The sequence below is a fragment of the Bacillus sp. VA15 genome, from assembly GCF_055721145.1.
In genome coordinates this window covers 109,123-123,828 of the sequence record NZ_JBVQPQ010000003.1, presented here as the reverse complement: position 1 = coordinate 123,828, position 14,706 = coordinate 109,123, and the positions used below count along the sequence as shown (strand labels likewise).

The 14,706-nt window shown below is 35.9% G+C and carries 15 protein-coding genes; 13 read left to right on the top strand and 2 right to left on the bottom strand.

Going from position 1 to position 14,706, the window contains the following annotated elements; translation table 11 throughout:
- Positions 1-132: 132 nt before the first annotated feature.
- The 10 genes from AC0DBE_RS10370 to AC0DBE_RS10325 are packed head-to-tail and all read left to right on the top strand — an operon-like array spanning position 133 to position 9,275.
- A complete protein-coding gene (locus tag AC0DBE_RS10370; protein WP_472962043.1) occupies positions 133-420 on the top strand; it encodes a hypothetical protein in 288 nt (95 codons plus the stop codon).
- A gap of 9 nt (positions 421-429) precedes the next feature.
- Positions 430-738: a hypothetical protein gene (locus AC0DBE_RS10365; RefSeq protein WP_072183617.1), complete on the top strand. Its 309-nt coding sequence runs from the start codon at positions 430-432 to the stop codon at positions 736-738.
- Positions 728-1,792 carry a conjugal transfer protein gene (locus AC0DBE_RS10360; RefSeq protein ID WP_326225891.1) on the top strand — a complete coding sequence of 355 codons (1,065 nt, stop codon included), beginning with the start codon at positions 728-730 and terminating at the stop codon, positions 1,790-1,792. The genes AC0DBE_RS10365 and AC0DBE_RS10360 overlap by 11 nt, the downstream gene beginning before the upstream one ends.
- A 12-nt stretch (positions 1,793-1,804) precedes the next feature.
- Positions 1,805-2,053, top strand: a complete 249-nt coding sequence (conC, locus tag AC0DBE_RS10355) for a transposon conjugation system subunit ConC (protein ID WP_003328173.1) — start codon at positions 1,805-1,807, stop codon at positions 2,051-2,053.
- 12 nt (positions 2,054-2,065) lie between these two features.
- Positions 2,066-2,590, top strand: a complete 525-nt coding sequence (locus tag AC0DBE_RS10350) for a conjugal transfer protein (RefSeq protein ID WP_326225892.1) — start codon at positions 2,066-2,068, stop codon at positions 2,588-2,590.
- Positions 2,478-4,973: a VirB4-like ATPase ConE gene (gene conE / locus AC0DBE_RS10345; protein ID WP_472962040.1), complete on the top strand. Its 2,496-nt coding sequence runs from the start codon at positions 2,478-2,480 to the stop codon at positions 4,971-4,973. Before AC0DBE_RS10350 ends, conE begins: the two co-directional genes overlap by 113 nt.
- 17 nt (positions 4,974-4,990) lie before the next feature.
- Positions 4,991-5,317 (top strand): YddF family protein, encoded by a 327-nt coding sequence (locus tag AC0DBE_RS10340; RefSeq protein WP_095292607.1) that lies wholly within the window; start codon positions 4,991-4,993, stop codon positions 5,315-5,317.
- 3 nt (positions 5,318-5,320) lie between these two features.
- Positions 5,321-7,768, top strand: a complete 2,448-nt coding sequence (locus AC0DBE_RS10335) for a CD3337/EF1877 family mobilome membrane protein (protein ID WP_326225895.1) — start codon at positions 5,321-5,323, stop codon at positions 7,766-7,768.
- Positions 7,765-8,754, top strand: a complete 990-nt coding sequence (locus AC0DBE_RS10330; protein ID WP_326225896.1) for a bifunctional lytic transglycosylase/C40 family peptidase — start codon at positions 7,765-7,767, stop codon at positions 8,752-8,754. The genes AC0DBE_RS10335 and AC0DBE_RS10330 overlap by 4 nt, the downstream gene beginning before the upstream one ends.
- Positions 8,755-8,768: 14 nt before the next feature.
- Positions 8,769-9,275 carry a hypothetical protein gene (locus AC0DBE_RS10325; protein WP_326225897.1) on the top strand — a complete coding sequence of 169 codons (507 nt, stop codon included), beginning with the start codon at positions 8,769-8,771 and terminating at the stop codon, positions 9,273-9,275.
- Between the two features lie 349 nt (positions 9,276-9,624).
- Here the strand turns inward: AC0DBE_RS10325 and comI are convergent, their stop codons facing one another.
- The gene (gene comI / locus AC0DBE_RS10320; RefSeq protein ID WP_186437250.1) at positions 9,625-9,723 is read right to left on the bottom strand and encodes a competence inhibitor ComI; all 99 of its coding nucleotides are present in this window, start codon (positions 9,721-9,723) and stop codon (positions 9,625-9,627) included.
- Positions 9,724-9,973: 250 nt separating this feature from the next.
- Here comI and AC0DBE_RS10315 point away from each other — a divergent pair, with 250 nt between their 5' ends.
- From AC0DBE_RS10315 to AC0DBE_RS10305, 3 genes are all read left to right on the top strand, one after another.
- The gene (locus AC0DBE_RS10315) at positions 9,974-10,360 is read left to right on the top strand and encodes a cystatin-like fold lipoprotein (RefSeq protein ID WP_472962234.1); all 387 of its coding nucleotides are present in this window, start codon (positions 9,974-9,976) and stop codon (positions 10,358-10,360) included.
- Positions 10,361-10,525: 165 nt separating this feature from the next.
- On the top strand, positions 10,526-12,043 hold the full coding sequence (locus tag AC0DBE_RS10310) for an ATP-binding protein (protein WP_472962036.1): 1,518 nt from the start codon (positions 10,526-10,528) through the stop codon (positions 12,041-12,043).
- A 374-nt stretch (positions 12,044-12,417) separates the two neighbouring features.
- Complete coding sequence (locus tag AC0DBE_RS10305) at positions 12,418-13,593, top strand: Rap family tetratricopeptide repeat protein (RefSeq protein ID WP_326225900.1); 1,176 nt, start codon at positions 12,418-12,420, stop codon at positions 13,591-13,593.
- 325 nt (positions 13,594-13,918) lie between these two features.
- Here the strand turns inward: AC0DBE_RS10305 and AC0DBE_RS10300 are convergent, their stop codons facing one another.
- Positions 13,919-14,683, bottom strand: a complete 765-nt coding sequence (locus AC0DBE_RS10300) for a TSUP family transporter (RefSeq protein ID WP_167559272.1) — start codon at positions 14,681-14,683, stop codon at positions 13,919-13,921.
- Positions 14,684-14,706 lie beyond the last annotated feature (23 nt).

Here is a 14,706-nt window from a genome sequence, read left to right as displayed (position 1 = left end):
GTTTGTTCTTGCCTACCGGCGAGGGAGTCCCCCAATGATTTGGGGGAATAGGGGGTTAGATTATTAGCAATCCAACGTGCATACGTTGGTGGGTTTGGGCAAAGCCCAAGAAATTTAAAAAGAGGTGTTTAAATGTTAAACGTAAATTTGTTAAATCGTGCATATTTAGAAAGTGAGTTAGAGAAGGTCGGTTTATTACGATTAGCTGAGACATTTATTGAAAAATTGCTAGAAACAGTACCTTATTATGAGCAAGGCCAAAGGATTTTACTTGAATCTGAATCTCCTTTAAAGGATGATATTATACGTTTTGTATCTGCTGTCTTTTTCATTCCTGAAAGTGAAGATAAAGAGGAAGAAACAGAGGAAGTTAATGTTGAGTTTGAAATATTGAGGTCGTATGATAGCTTTCCAAAATGAGGTGGTTAGATGTCAGCAGTAGATAATCACTTCAAAAGAATGGGCTTTAATGTTGGTATTCCTTCTTTAGTCTTTGTAAGAAGTTTAAGCAGAGATTGTATGTTGATTGTCGAGGGCGAACGAGTAAAAGGATTTGCTGAATATCGTTACACATTCTATAAAACAAGATATTTGCCGGACGGTCGAATGACTAGCTTAAAAGTTTATATTGAGAATCAAAGCATAAAAAGGGTGTTACATCGTGTAGCATCCTTTTTATCTTTCTTGGAAAGAACGAAACAAATTGAACAGAAGGAGTGTGAAAAAGTTGCTCAATAAAGAAATTGGCTCTGATAAGAAGGAAGAATCCTTTTTTCGGTCGGCCTTTCAAAAACTGAAACGAATTGAAAGACCGGAAAAAGACAGACAGAAAGTTCCTCGTGACAGGTCAAAGCTGATAGCCGTCACATTATGGTCTTGTGTAGGGGGCTTGCTGTTTATCTGTCTGCTTGCTGTTCTTCTGTCAATTAATACTCGCTCCCAACTTAATGACATGAAAGACGAAGCGAGTAAGCCAACAAATGACGATAAACAAAAAATTTCGGTGACTGCTGCTGAAAACTTTTTGTCAGGGTTCATCAATGAATATGTGAATGTGAAGAACGATCAAGAATCTATTGAAAAACGTATGCAGAGCCTTGAAAGCTACATGGTGAAACATGAAGATAACCATTTTGAGGATGAAGATCGCTTTAATGTAGATGGCTTAAAAGGTGATCGAGAGTTAAAGGGTTACAGCTTATATAACGTGAAAGAAGGTGATAAAAACAGCCTTTTTCAATATAAGGTCACATATGAAAATCTATACCCTGTAGAAAAGGAAGTTGAAAAAGAAGTTAAAGACGGAAAGAAGAAAAAGAAGGTGAAAGAAAAGGTTAAAACAAACGAGAAATCTGAAAAACAAATGTTGCTGAATATTCCAGTCACAAATAAAGGTGATTCCTTTGCGGTGTCTGCTGTCCCTTACTTTACACAGATTTATGATCTGAAAGGCAATATTGCTTCTGAGAGTAAAGAAGAGACTAGAGACGAATATGCAGGCGAGAAAAAAGAATCTATCGAATCATTCCTTCATACTTTCTTTGAGAAATACGCTTCTGAAAAGAAAGAAGAAATGGTTTATATGATGAAAAAGCCGGAAGCGTTGGAAGGAAACTTGTTATTTGGAGAAGTGCAGTCAATGAAAATCTTCGAGACGAAAAAAGGTTTCGAGGTTTTTTGTGCTGTTCTATTTAAGGAAAAAGAAAATGATATTCCGGTAAATGAAAAATTTAGTTTAGAGATTACGGAAAACAGCGGTCAGTTTTATGTAAATAAACTCAAACATCAATAGGAGGTTTAAAATATGGATTTCATGAATTTCTTTATTCTTGGCGCAGACCTTCCAACACTTGGAGGGGTAAAAGGTTGGGCATCAGATGTTGTTATCCAATTCATTACGATTGTGGTCATGTTCATAGCCGCAAAGAATCTTATGAAATTAAAAATGGGCGGCATTATCTTTGTTTGCTGTATTGGTAGTGCGGTGACGTGGGTTATTAAACACTGGTCAGAATTCTCCGGCTGGATCAATGCGCTAATGGAAAAATTGTAAGGGGGCATATGAATGGGGCGTCTGGTGTTCAACTACCGGAAGGCAATGAGAGAGCCGAAAAAAATTCAGCAATTAACCGAAAATTATTCGTTACCCTTTGCAGTTGAGTTAATACCGGCTATTAACTATTTCATTTTTGTTAGTCTATGCTTTGGATTCTGGTACGGCGTGAGGATGATTTTCCCTCACGCTTTTGATAACAGTTACGTCATCGTGATTTTTGGGATACCATTTTTTTTAACGATGCTTGTAACGAAAATAAAGCCGGAAGGCAAAAACATCTATTTATACTTCTTTGATTTTGCAAAGTATTACTTCTTCATTAAGCTTCCACAAAAGAAGTTTTGCAATGACCGAAAGGTTGATTTAAGTAATGAAAAACAAATTGAGTTTCGAAAACTTGTGAAGGTGGTGGATTATTCAAATGAGACTAAAAACGCCTATGAAGGCAATACACAAGAATTTGCTGTTAACAAGAACGGGCGACGTGTGGGCGTACTACCGAATAAAGAGCAATTCGATTCCTATGCAAAATAAAGAAAAAGTTGAGTCGTACAAAAAGAAATGGCAGCATCTTTTTGAAGAAATTACATCTTATGAGGATTTTCACTTGATGATGTATCCAAGTGAGTATGAATTAGAAAAACGATTTAAGGATTTAGAAACAGATATTGCGGCAGATGCAATGGATGTGGCACGTTACTACAATGAAGAAACCGTAAGGCTGTTAGAACAGCGATTAGGAAGGCTGACAAAGTATGATTTCATTTTAGGTGTAAAACTGAAAAGCAGTCTTGTCAATATTAGTGTGGAACTTAAAGACAATATACTATCTTTTTTCAATACGGCGACTGATACAGTTGTGAAAATGCTCGGGTGGGAACAAAATGTTTCCACCTCTTATTTTGAAAAATATGAAGAAGTTGAAGAAACATTAGCCAATATCATGGCTTCTGTTCGCGGAGAACGGCTTTCAGAATCCGAAATGACATACATTAACCGTTATCACTTTGTACGTGGGTTAAAGCACCAAACGAATGAAGAAAGTGAGATAAAGGATGTTCGCTCTATTACAAACACGATCATAGACCCCACTGACCCATCCGTTTTACATCTGCATAGTGACCAAGATGAAGGCTATTCAGCTTTTGTCGTGATTGACGAATTTCTTCACAATATGTCGGAAAGTGATTTGTTTTATGAAGCGCAGGCTCTTCCCTTCCCTGTTGAAGTACAGATGAAAATTCAAACGGAATCAAAGTCCATTACCAAGCCTGCCCTCAACCTCAAAAGACAGCAATTGAAAGAAGAACAAAAAGAACAACAAAGCACAGGCGATCGAAGTGATGTTTCTACTGTCACAAGTGCCACAATGATAAGGCATTTACAAGATGAAATAAAGAAAGAAGATGTGCACGTGATGAACTGGCTGTCTGTGATAGTCGTTCATGGAAAGACAAAAAAAGAATGTGTGGGGAAAGCAACGATTGTCAAAAGGCATTTAAAAGGCGCTGGCATTACATGCCGACTTCCGGTGGCTGATCAACTAAACCTTTTTTATAAAATGCTCCCTGGTGAAAAGTTAGATATAACCGATAAGAACTGGATTCAAAAAACGACACAAGATGGAGTTGCAGAAGGTCTTTTCGCTGTTAACTCTGATATTGGTTCGAAAATTGGATTCTTTCTTGGTTGGGTTGATCGTTTTCAAGAGCACACATACTTAGAAAGTGCCATTATGTCCAGCCGTGATTTTGTCTTATTCCACCCTTTCTTAGCGAATCAACAGTTAAAAGGTTCAAAGACACGTTCTCCCCACTGCTTAATCACAGGAGACACAGGAAACGGCAAGTCATATCTGGCGAAATTGATCTTTAACTATATCAGCATGTTAAACATCAAATCTCTGTATATAGACCCTAAAAAAGAAATGAGAAAGTGGATTCAAAGAGTCTTGAATGATGAGTACATTCGAGAGAATTTTCCCTTATATATTGCACATTTAGAGAAATACAACTATATCACGCTAGATCATGAAAATACGCACAACTGGGGAGCGCTTGATCCTGTTTCTTTCCTCCCTCCTATGAAAGCAAAAGAGCTAGTTCAAGTCATTTTTGAACAAGTATATGACTTTAAAGGGAAAGACGATGTGAACACAGCTTTCCTTCGTGCTACGTCAGAAGTAATTGAGTTGAAGCAAAAAGGCGAACAGGTCGGCTCACTTGATATTATTCGGAGGATGCAGAACCATCCGGAAGAAGCTGTACAAAAAGCTGGCGACTATTTAAATGAGGTTGTGTCAGATTCCATTTTGAAACTTTGTATTCATGATGGTTCAAACCCTGCATTGTCACTTGAAAAACGAATCACCATTTTAGAGGTTGAAAATATGGATTTGCCTGATCATGCTGAGCGACTTGAAAACTACACCATATCACAATTAAAGTCTAGTGCCGTCATGTTTGCGCTTGGTAAGTTCTGCGAACTATTCGGTATGAATCAAGATGAACAAACTGTTGAATTTATAGATGAAGCATGGATATTCACCACTTCCCAACAAGGAAAAAAAGTAGAAAGACAAATGCGCCGGATTGGTCGTTCATACAACAATGCGGAATACTTCATTTCCCAATCCACAAAAGACGCTTTGAAAGAAGAAGATTCCGGAAACTTCGGTGTTGCCTTTGCCTTTGACGAACCAAACGAACGTGAAGAAGTGTTGAAGTGGATGAATATGGAGGTCACTAAAGAAAACAAAAAAATGATGGAATCCATGTTCCAAGGTCAATGCTTATTTAAAGATTACTATGGCCGCACCTCCAAAATTTCGATTGAATGCTTATTCGAAGAATGGCAAGGTGCTCTGAAAACAGTTGAGAAAAAAGCCGTCGCATATGCGGAAGAAAAATATTTGTAAAAGGGGTTGAATCGTACATGGAAATAGCTTTCTTAAACTCTCTTGTTGTCACGAGTCCAGGCTTTTATAAAGCTGAAAAAATCACATTGGACGAAGTTAAACAATGGTTGAGACATTATGACGGACGATACAAAAGTTTTATTGGGCATAAATCAACGGCACAGTTTCTTCAAAAATTATTAGGCATCAAGATTGAACAAAACCGAAAGACTTTCAGACATATGAAATATCAAAAAGCAATCTGTTTCTCTCTGTATGAACGATATCCCGAAAACGTGCTGCTAACACAAAGAGACTTAGAGAAAGCCAGATACCAATTTTATTTATTAACTCGATTAGATTAGGAGGTGGCTGTAATGAAAAAGAAAAGGATACTGATTGTGTCGGCTATCGTGTTATTGTTTCTAACTGTCGCTTCAGCTGTCACTGTTATTTCGGCTGATGGAGATACAACGACACAGCCAAAAGTCGAAAAAGCTGGCGGCGTGGAATTGAAGGTGAAGAGGTTTCCTATCTCACGCTATCAAGCGAATAATGAAGCATCTGACGATTTAATCAAGGGGGCGTTTGTTGGACTGACAAACGTCACTTTTTCTTTTGCAGGCAATATTGTCCGTGTGGTTGATGCGGGAATGGATATTTTGTATAACTTGCAACCAATTGACGAGTTCGCAAATTCTATTACAAACGTCTCTAAAACAGTTTATAAAACCCTGAAAAAGAATTTCGGTGAAGCCTTATTCATCTTCACGTGCGCCTATGTTGTCTACCTGTTCTGTGTGAGAGGTAGCGTAAAAGAAGCAATGAGACGAAGTATTCTTTTTGTTTGCGTCATGGTGATCGGTGGGCTCTGGATGTCTAACTCAGGCTATTATATGAAGGCTTTTAATGCTTTATCTATTGAAATACAAGGAAAGCTTTTAACTGCGGGGAATGGATTGATTGGCATTGTTCAAGATGAAGGAAATTTTGCAGACAGTTCAGCGATTGAAAAAGGAAAGGAAATGGAAGGCACAGTTGCGGTTATGCGTAACCTTTACTTTGATATTGCTTTAATGAAACCATTTTTAATCGTGAACTTTGGAGAAACAAGCGAAGCAAAAATTAATGAGAAAGGTGATTCGAAAGATAAATTATCAAGGGTCGATAAATTGCTTTCATACAAACTGTCAAACGACGGAGAAAAAGCAAAACAGAAATATATAAAGGACACTGAAATTGAAAAATACGATAATGAGTCTATGACCTCTGGGAATGTCTTTAATCAACTTGGAGAATCTTTTATCGCTGTGGTCGCTTCTATTGTCATTGGGATACCTTTTTTAGCATTAGCGTTCTTTAATTTCTTGCTTCAAATTATCGCTTTAGTGATTGTATTTTTTGTGCCATTTGCTTTCATATTGGCGTATGTTCCCCAATTAGCTTATTCGGGATTCGTTACGCTTGGACGGTTAGGGAGTGTTTATCTACTGAAAGCAATGTTAGGTATTATCGTTCTGTTTGTGTACGTAACTTGCTTTATCGTTGACAAGTTAATTCCTCCAAACGGTTTCGGAATGTATCTTTTAAATGTCGCTGTTCTTGCCTCAATATTGTGGATTGGTTTTCACAAGAGGGATGCTATTATCAAGTTTGTGACTGCTGGAAAAGTTGTTTCAGTTGATAATAATATGATGGAAAACATGAGACAAAATGTTGTTCAACCAGCTTGGGAAAATGCGAAGAAAATAGGAAGCACATTGGGTAACGGAGGGGGCGTATTTACTGACTTTGCTAAGAATTTTAGGGGGAGAAAAGATGGTTCAAATACTGATGGCGTAACTGGTGCTCCAAGTGGCGGCGGTAATTCTCCGAGTGGGGCTGCTATGGGATATGGTAATACTCATGCTATTTCCAGAACTCCGCAAAAAGAGACAGCTAATGGAATAGCTAGTCATAACAGCCGTAGCCTGAAACGGAATCCTCAAACTCTATCGAAAGAACAAGAAAAGCAAAAACAAAAAGAAACATTTGCAAATGCAAAAGAAAATAAACAGCAATCCCATTTAGATAGATTGAGAAAAGATGGAATAAACTCTCCTATGCTGAAAGATGCTTTGAATGAAGGAAATGAGGATTTATCCAAACGAGCACCTATCTTACAGGATAAAAAGGATGAATCAGCACGAACAGATCAAAAAGAATATGTTGAACAGCTTTTTAAACAGCCTGATAACCAGCAACAAACTGATGATGCATCATTACAACATGAAGAAACTACTTCTAATAGAGCACCAGTCTTACAAGAGAATGAGAAAGATACAGAACGTACAGACCAAAAGGAATATATTCATGAAGGACTAAACCAGAATACTGAAACTGATAAACATCATGACTTTGAAGTTCAGAAGGATGATTCAGCTTCAAAGAGTGAGCCTGTAGCACAAGAGAAAACAGCAGACATCAAACGATCAGACCAAAAAGTCATGACGAATCAACCTGAACCGCAGCTCGGCTTTGAAAGCTCTCAATCTACAAAAGTAGAAAATCAGCCTATTGCCAATAACGAACGTAAAATCAGACCATCTGAACCCGCAAAAATTCATTCAGATGGTATTCGTGTTGAGGAAAAACAGGCTGTTGCTCCTGCTGGTGAAAGTAAGGCTGTATCAAGAGAAAAACAGCCTTCATCACAAAGTATTAAACGGACTGAACAAAGTGTTAATACATTTGAGCAAGTGTCTTTAAATGATATTGGAAGGCGCCCCTCGTCAAAAGTTGAAGATCGACTGAGAAGGGATGAAAGAACAAGATGATAAGTAAAAAGGTAGTTCTTCCTTTGGTGTTCTCGGCTCCTTTTATCTTCTTTTTTGTTTTATGTATCGTAGTGGTTATGACAATTTCAAGAGAAAATCAAGTGGGTGACGATTTTATAGGCGGCGGGGATGGCGAATATGAAACAGTTGGCATTGCGCCGGAAGTCGAACGATTTAGGGCTGTATTTGAGAAGTACGCCCGTCAGGAAGGTGTTTTTGATCAAGTGAATATTATTATGGCGCTCACCATGCAAGAAAGTGGTGGGCGTTCTTTAGATATTATGCAAAGTTCCGAAAGTATCGGCTTACCTCCTAACTCCATAACTGACCCAGAATACTCAATTGAAGTCGGCATTAAACATTTTAAGAAGGTTTTTAAACAGGCTGGCGGTGATGTTCGTTTAACCTTACAGGCATACAACTTCGGTTCTGGATTTATAGACTATGTGAAAAAGAATGGCGGGAAATACACAAAGAAATTGGCACTTGATTTTAGCCGATTGCAAGCATTTAAAATGGGCTGGAAAAGCTATGGTGATCCAAGTTATGTTGATCACGTCATGAGATATGTAAAAGGTTCTGATAAGAATGTAGCGCCTGTGAATGGCTCTATGGACTTTTATGAAACAGTCTTGAAAGAAGCTTTGAAGTATGAAGGGCAACCGTATGCCTGGGGCGGTTCAAACCCGAAAACTGGATTTGATTGTTCGGGCCTTGTTCAGTGGTCTTTTGCAAAAGCCGGAATTACTCTTCCAAGAACAGCACAAGAACAACATGGAGCGACTAAGAAAATAAGTGAAAAAGAAGCGACTGCGGGAGACTTAGTGTTCTTTGGCGGCACATATGAAGGCAAAGCTATTACTCATGTTGGCATCTATGTAGGGAATGGCAGAATGTTTAATTCAAATGACAGTGGAATCGAATATTCTGATCTGAAATCTGGTTATTGGAGAGATCACCTTGTATCCTTTGGACGTATTAAATAACTAGGAGTGAAAATATGAAAACACATATTGCATGGGTTTTGGCTTGTTTATTATTAGTCATGTTAACTGGATTTTTCACGAATGGACAGCAAACGTATAAGATTGAAAAGTTAAAGGATAAGAATGAAGTTTTGACAGAAAAAATCAAGGAATTGAACCATATAGAATCAACAAGCAGTGCTTCGAAAAACAAGGCATTTTTTGAAGCATTTTTTAATTACTCGGACATAGATAAGAGATATGAGACAGTTAAGAAGTATACAACTGAAAAAGGATTTGACTATGCATTCCCTTCTCGTTCTGATCAAAAACACACAGTCAGCGTGCAAAGTGAATTACTTTCATTAGAGAGCTATTCAAAGCCGGTAGATAAGTCCCGGGAATTGTTTTTAAACATTGTTGAAATCTCAACGACTGCAAATTCAGTCACTACGAATCAAGTGTTGATTGTTCAAACGACTATGAAGAAAGAAAAAGATGGTTGGTTAGTTGATAATGTGCAGGTCAAGGGGAATGGATAAAGTTTCCTCGGTCTGTCAGAGAGCGAAGTTCTCTTAAGGGAATTTATTCTCTTAGAGAACTAATTGTTGCAATGTATATTCAATGTGGGTACACTGTAATTACAGCATCGTTATGATATAATTATGATATCATATAGTGTAATGACAGTCAGTACACGCTTATAGGTTTATAATATACAGTGTGTCGGGAATATAATTTGTTTTAATGAGTATACTGTGAATAAAAAAGATCGAAGATGCTGGTAACATCTCCGATCTGCAATAGAATAGCTCCTGCAAGGGAGTCGGCTTTTTTCCAAAAGTCTAATTTATGAGTAGGAACGCTAAGATGTAGGAGTCTGGGGCGTTCTTACTTTTTTTTGTTTGTGAAATTATAGGCTAACGTCAGAATCGCTACAATTAGGATTCCAAAAGAAAGCATCAACTGAATTGCACTTTCTACTGCCATATTCTCACCTCCCTTCTTTCCAAACGTGGAGGTGAGCCGAACGCCCCTACAAAAGCCGATCTATCGCTAAGTTTTACTTTATAGGAACTTAATGGAGAATACAAGTAGCAAAGTTGTTTTTACAAATACTCAGAATTACTCAATCATGTCTTTTAAGACATACTCAATCGTGTCATCATTCTGGATAAAAAGTGGAAAAGAACGAATTGTTTGTTTATACTAAATATTGAAAAAGGAGGGAATGATTGTTTTGAAAAACCTTTTTATTTTTCTTAGTTTGATGATGATGTTTGTTCTAACTGCATGTGGTGGAAACAAGTATGATGATGCGATTAATGAAGTTATTAATCTAGACAAAAAAAGCGCAAAAGAATTGGGCGCTGATACCAGTATATATACAAGAGAAAATGCTTTAATATGTGTGTATGATGGAGGAAAGTATATTCAAGTTGCTTTTTATCTTCCAGAAGATCATTCTCGTGAACTTTCACCATATGATTACTTTGAAAAACTAGGTGATAAATATGAAGAAATGGATAGCATGCCTGGAAACGGAGAGAATGATAGACTAGGTTTATCAAAGAAAACACCAGACTATGAAGAAGCAAAAGGTGAAGAGACAAAGTTAGAGGAGTAGACATTATGTCTGCTCTTTTTTATTAGGGTTAGTTTTATTTATTTAATACAAAGAGGGCTCATAAAATTTAGAGTGATTTGATATTACAATAAATGGTTGTGTTATAATCCTTTTGGATGAGTTTTTAAAATTTTATTATCCGAAGGGAGATTATTAACAGTAACTATGAAATCTGTTAATTTGGTGTCACTAATAAATGCAAAAAAAGATTTAGAGGTATCCTTGCTCAACTCATACCTAGCTAATTTTGGAATTGACCAAAGTAAGGTGAAAGATCAGGAATGGGAAGGTATAAAAAAATTAACAAAAGAAATTCTGGGACATTCGACCGAAACAAGTTTAGTAGATAATTATTTTTGGGGATATACAATTGATCAAATAAGTAAAGAATTTGATTTGTTAAGAATAGGAAAGGATAGTATTGTTAATGTTGAACTTAAAAGTAAAAATACAGGGGAGAAGATGAAAGATCAGCTTGTTAAAAATAGATATTACTTGAAGTTTTTAGATAAAGAAATACATAATTTCACTTATGTTGTCGATGAAAATAAGTTATTTTTATTAAGTGAGAATAATGAAATTGGGGAAGTAGACATTGATGTTCTAATATCAAAATTAAAAGATCAAGATTTACAAGATATTAAAGATATTAATTCTTTATTTGATCCAACAAATTATCTTGTTTCACCTTTTAACTCAACTGAGAAATTCCTTACAAACAACTATTTTTTAACAGATCATCAAGAGAACATTAAGAAATTCATTTTGAAAGAAATTGCACTGCCCAATTCAGATTTTTTTTCTATTGAAGGAAATGCTGGTACGGGTAAGTCCTTGTTAGCGTATGATATTATAAAGGAATTAAAACTAAGAGAGTATGAAATATTAGTGCTTCATTGTGGAATTTTGAATGATGGTCATAGATATTTAAAAGAGAAAGGATGGAATATTGACTCTATAAAAAACTATGCTAACTACGATTTTAATAGATATAAACTGGTTCTATTAGATGAAGTACAGAGAATTTATTTGAATCAGTTTAATAACATCGTAGATGAGATAAGAAATTCTGAGTCAGGATGTAAATGTCTTTTTGCTTACGACCCTAAACAGTGTCTAAGAAGTAATGAAATAAGAAATAACATCCCAAATTTAATAAAAGACATTGTTCCTAATGAACATTCATTTACACTGTCTGAAAAGATTAGAACTAATAAGGAGCTTGCAGAGTTTGTTAAAAACTTATTTAATTGCAAGAGAGTTAGTAAAAAACAAAAGTATTCAAATATAGAAATTCAATATTTCTCGACACCAACTAAGGCAAAACTCTATCTTCAGAACCATCTTTCGAATAGTGAATGGCAAATAATTGATTACACTGAATCGTCCCGTGTTGTTTATCCATATGATCATTACTTGGTACGTAACGGATGTAATGCCCATAAGGTTATTGGTCAAGAATTTGATAATGTTATAGCAGTAATCGATGAATACTTTTATTATACTGAAGATGGAAGTTTATCGACAAAGGGGTGGGGTAATAATCCATATTATCACCCTACTAAAATGCTCTTTCAAATTGTCACTAGAGCAAGAAAGAAGTTAAAACTTATTATTATTGATAATAAATCAGTTCTGCAACACTGTCTCAAAATCTTAGATATAAAAAATAATCATGCGTAAGCGATTTTAGTCATTGTAACAAAACCAAGGGTACTAAGCCTCTTGTCTTTTTGTGTCTTATCAAAACTTAGTTGTAATGCAAATGCCGTAAACAGTGTTGAGGGAGAGGTGAATTCCCTTGACAAGAAGTCGGACTAGATTGACAAACGGGGAAGGTTATTTTGAGTAGACTATGTGTCTGCTCTTTTTTTATGTTATGAACCCTTGTCAAGAAACAAAAGGCTTACAATAACCGCAATAATGACGAAAAGAATAATTTGTTCAATAGACAATTCGTACCCTTTTGCAATTTAACTTTGTCAAGAAAAGTTTGATCTGACATAATACAATTAATGTAAAAAATATAATAATTTATGTAGGGTGGGGGATATTTCTTGCGTCCGTTTCTTTTAGATAAAACTAAAATTCCGTATGATCTAGTTACGAAAAAATTAAATACTTGGTACACTTCGATAAAGAATGATCAAGTTGAAAAAGCAGAGAGAATAAAAAAAGAAGTAGAAGTGGAATTAGTAAATATGGAAGAGAACCAAGACGCTCTGTTATATTATCAACTGTTAGAATTCAGGCATGAGATAATGCTATCCTATATGGAATCCAAAGAAATAGATGACCTAAATAGTGCTTATGAGACAATAAAGGAAATAGAAGAGCAGGGGCAATTGACAGGAATGCTTGAATATTATTATTTCTTTTTCTTGGGTATGTACGAATTTAGACGAAAAGAATTAACAAGTGCTATAAGTGCTTATAGGATTGCTGAAACTAAGTTATACCAGGTTGAGGATGAGATAGAAAGGGCAGAATTTTTCTTCAAAGTATCGTACGTTTATTATTATATGAAACAGACTTATTTCTCAATGAACTATGCTAATCGCGCGCTAAAGATATTTAAAAAATATGATGAATATGCTGTCCAGACATTACGATGTCAATTTATTGTTGCAGGTAATTTAATTGATTCTTTGGAGTTTGAAATGGCTTTACAGCAATTTTTAAAGGCTTTAGATATTGCAGAGGATATAAAAATTCATCATTTGATTGGTATGTCTCACATGAATATTGGAATTTGTTATGAGGAATTAAAGGATTACGATAATGCTGCTAATCATCTGGATTTATCAATTAAAATTTTTGAAAAATCTGAACACAGTTTTTTAACGAAAGCTTTATTTGCTATGGCTCATGTTGAGGCGAAAAGAAATAATTTTAATGTTGCTCAGGAGTATTACTTGCAGGGTAAAGAGGTAGCTGAAAAGCACAATGATAAGGAATACACAGCAAAGTTTAAAATTTTGGAAGGACTTTATTTTACTAATGGTGAATATCATTTAATTAATGAAGCATTTTCTTATCTTGCAGACAGAAAAATGTTTGCTGACGTTGAAAATTTTGCAACCGAAATTGGGCATTATTTTCATCATCGGGGAAATTTAGAGCTATCAAATGAGTATTATCGTATTAGTATTGAGGCGAGACGAAAAATAAAGAAAGGAGAGATTATAAATGAAGATCAGCCGAATTCTATTGACAGTAATGGTGTTAAGTAGCATCTTAGCATTTACTCACTTTTCAGATACAGACAATGCTTCAAATGGTGGTTTCAATATTGCAGCAGACCGAGTTGGTGCATAAAGAGGTAGGGGGATTAGAACCCTTCCTCTTTTATTTGAACGAAATATTGAAATAGGGTCCTTACTTCAACCATATTAAAGGATTTAGAGGTTGCTTGCTTTGTCGTAAATTATTCAGTAGGCAAATGAAAGGTCTATGGCGTATTTTTCAAAATAAGTGCAATTAGAAGACCTTGTATTAAAAAAGGGGGCGTTGCCTTTTTGAAAGAGAAAGCCTCTTTTATTAAGTAACGAGAGACTTTCAATGAATATAATCATACACGTTTTTAACTAACAGCAAGCAGGTTACCACAATGAATAAAGTACGCACATAACTACTACCTCTTCTAATTGCAAACTTTGAGCCACAAACTGCGCCAGCAATTTGTGCAAGTCCCATTAGCAAACCATATGTATAGTTGACTTGCCCTAGGTACATAAACATCAGCAAGCCAGCAATATTACTGCCGAAATTCAAAAACTTTGCATTGCCTGCAGCTTTTAAAAAATCAAATCCGATCATTAAGAAAGCAAACATTAAAAATGAACCTGTTCCTGGTCCGAGAAATCCATCGTAAAAACCGATTGCAAAAATTAAAAGGATAAAAATAATAAAATGGCGGACAGATAGTTTTTTATAGGTTGAGATACTTCCCCAATCCTTTTTAAGGATGGTATAAACTGCGACAGCTGCCAGCATAACCAGCATTAAAGGTTTAAGCAATTCGGGGTCCATTAAATGGACTGTCCATGCCCCGGCCATCGAACCGATGAAAACGAGTGGGAATAACTTGGAAATGGATTTAAAGTCAATCTTTCCAGAACGGTAAAACATAAATGTACTTGTTAATGATCCTATTGTTCCGGCTAATTTGTTTGTAGCAACAGCCTGAGCTGGGGTCAATCCTAAGAATAACAATGTAGGTAATGCGATTAATCCGCCTCCTCCTACAACAGAATCAATAAACGCAGCTAAAAAACCAAAACAAATGACAAGCAGCACTGTGTAAATGTTAATGTCCTCCATAACTTTTCCTCCTTAGAAAGTTT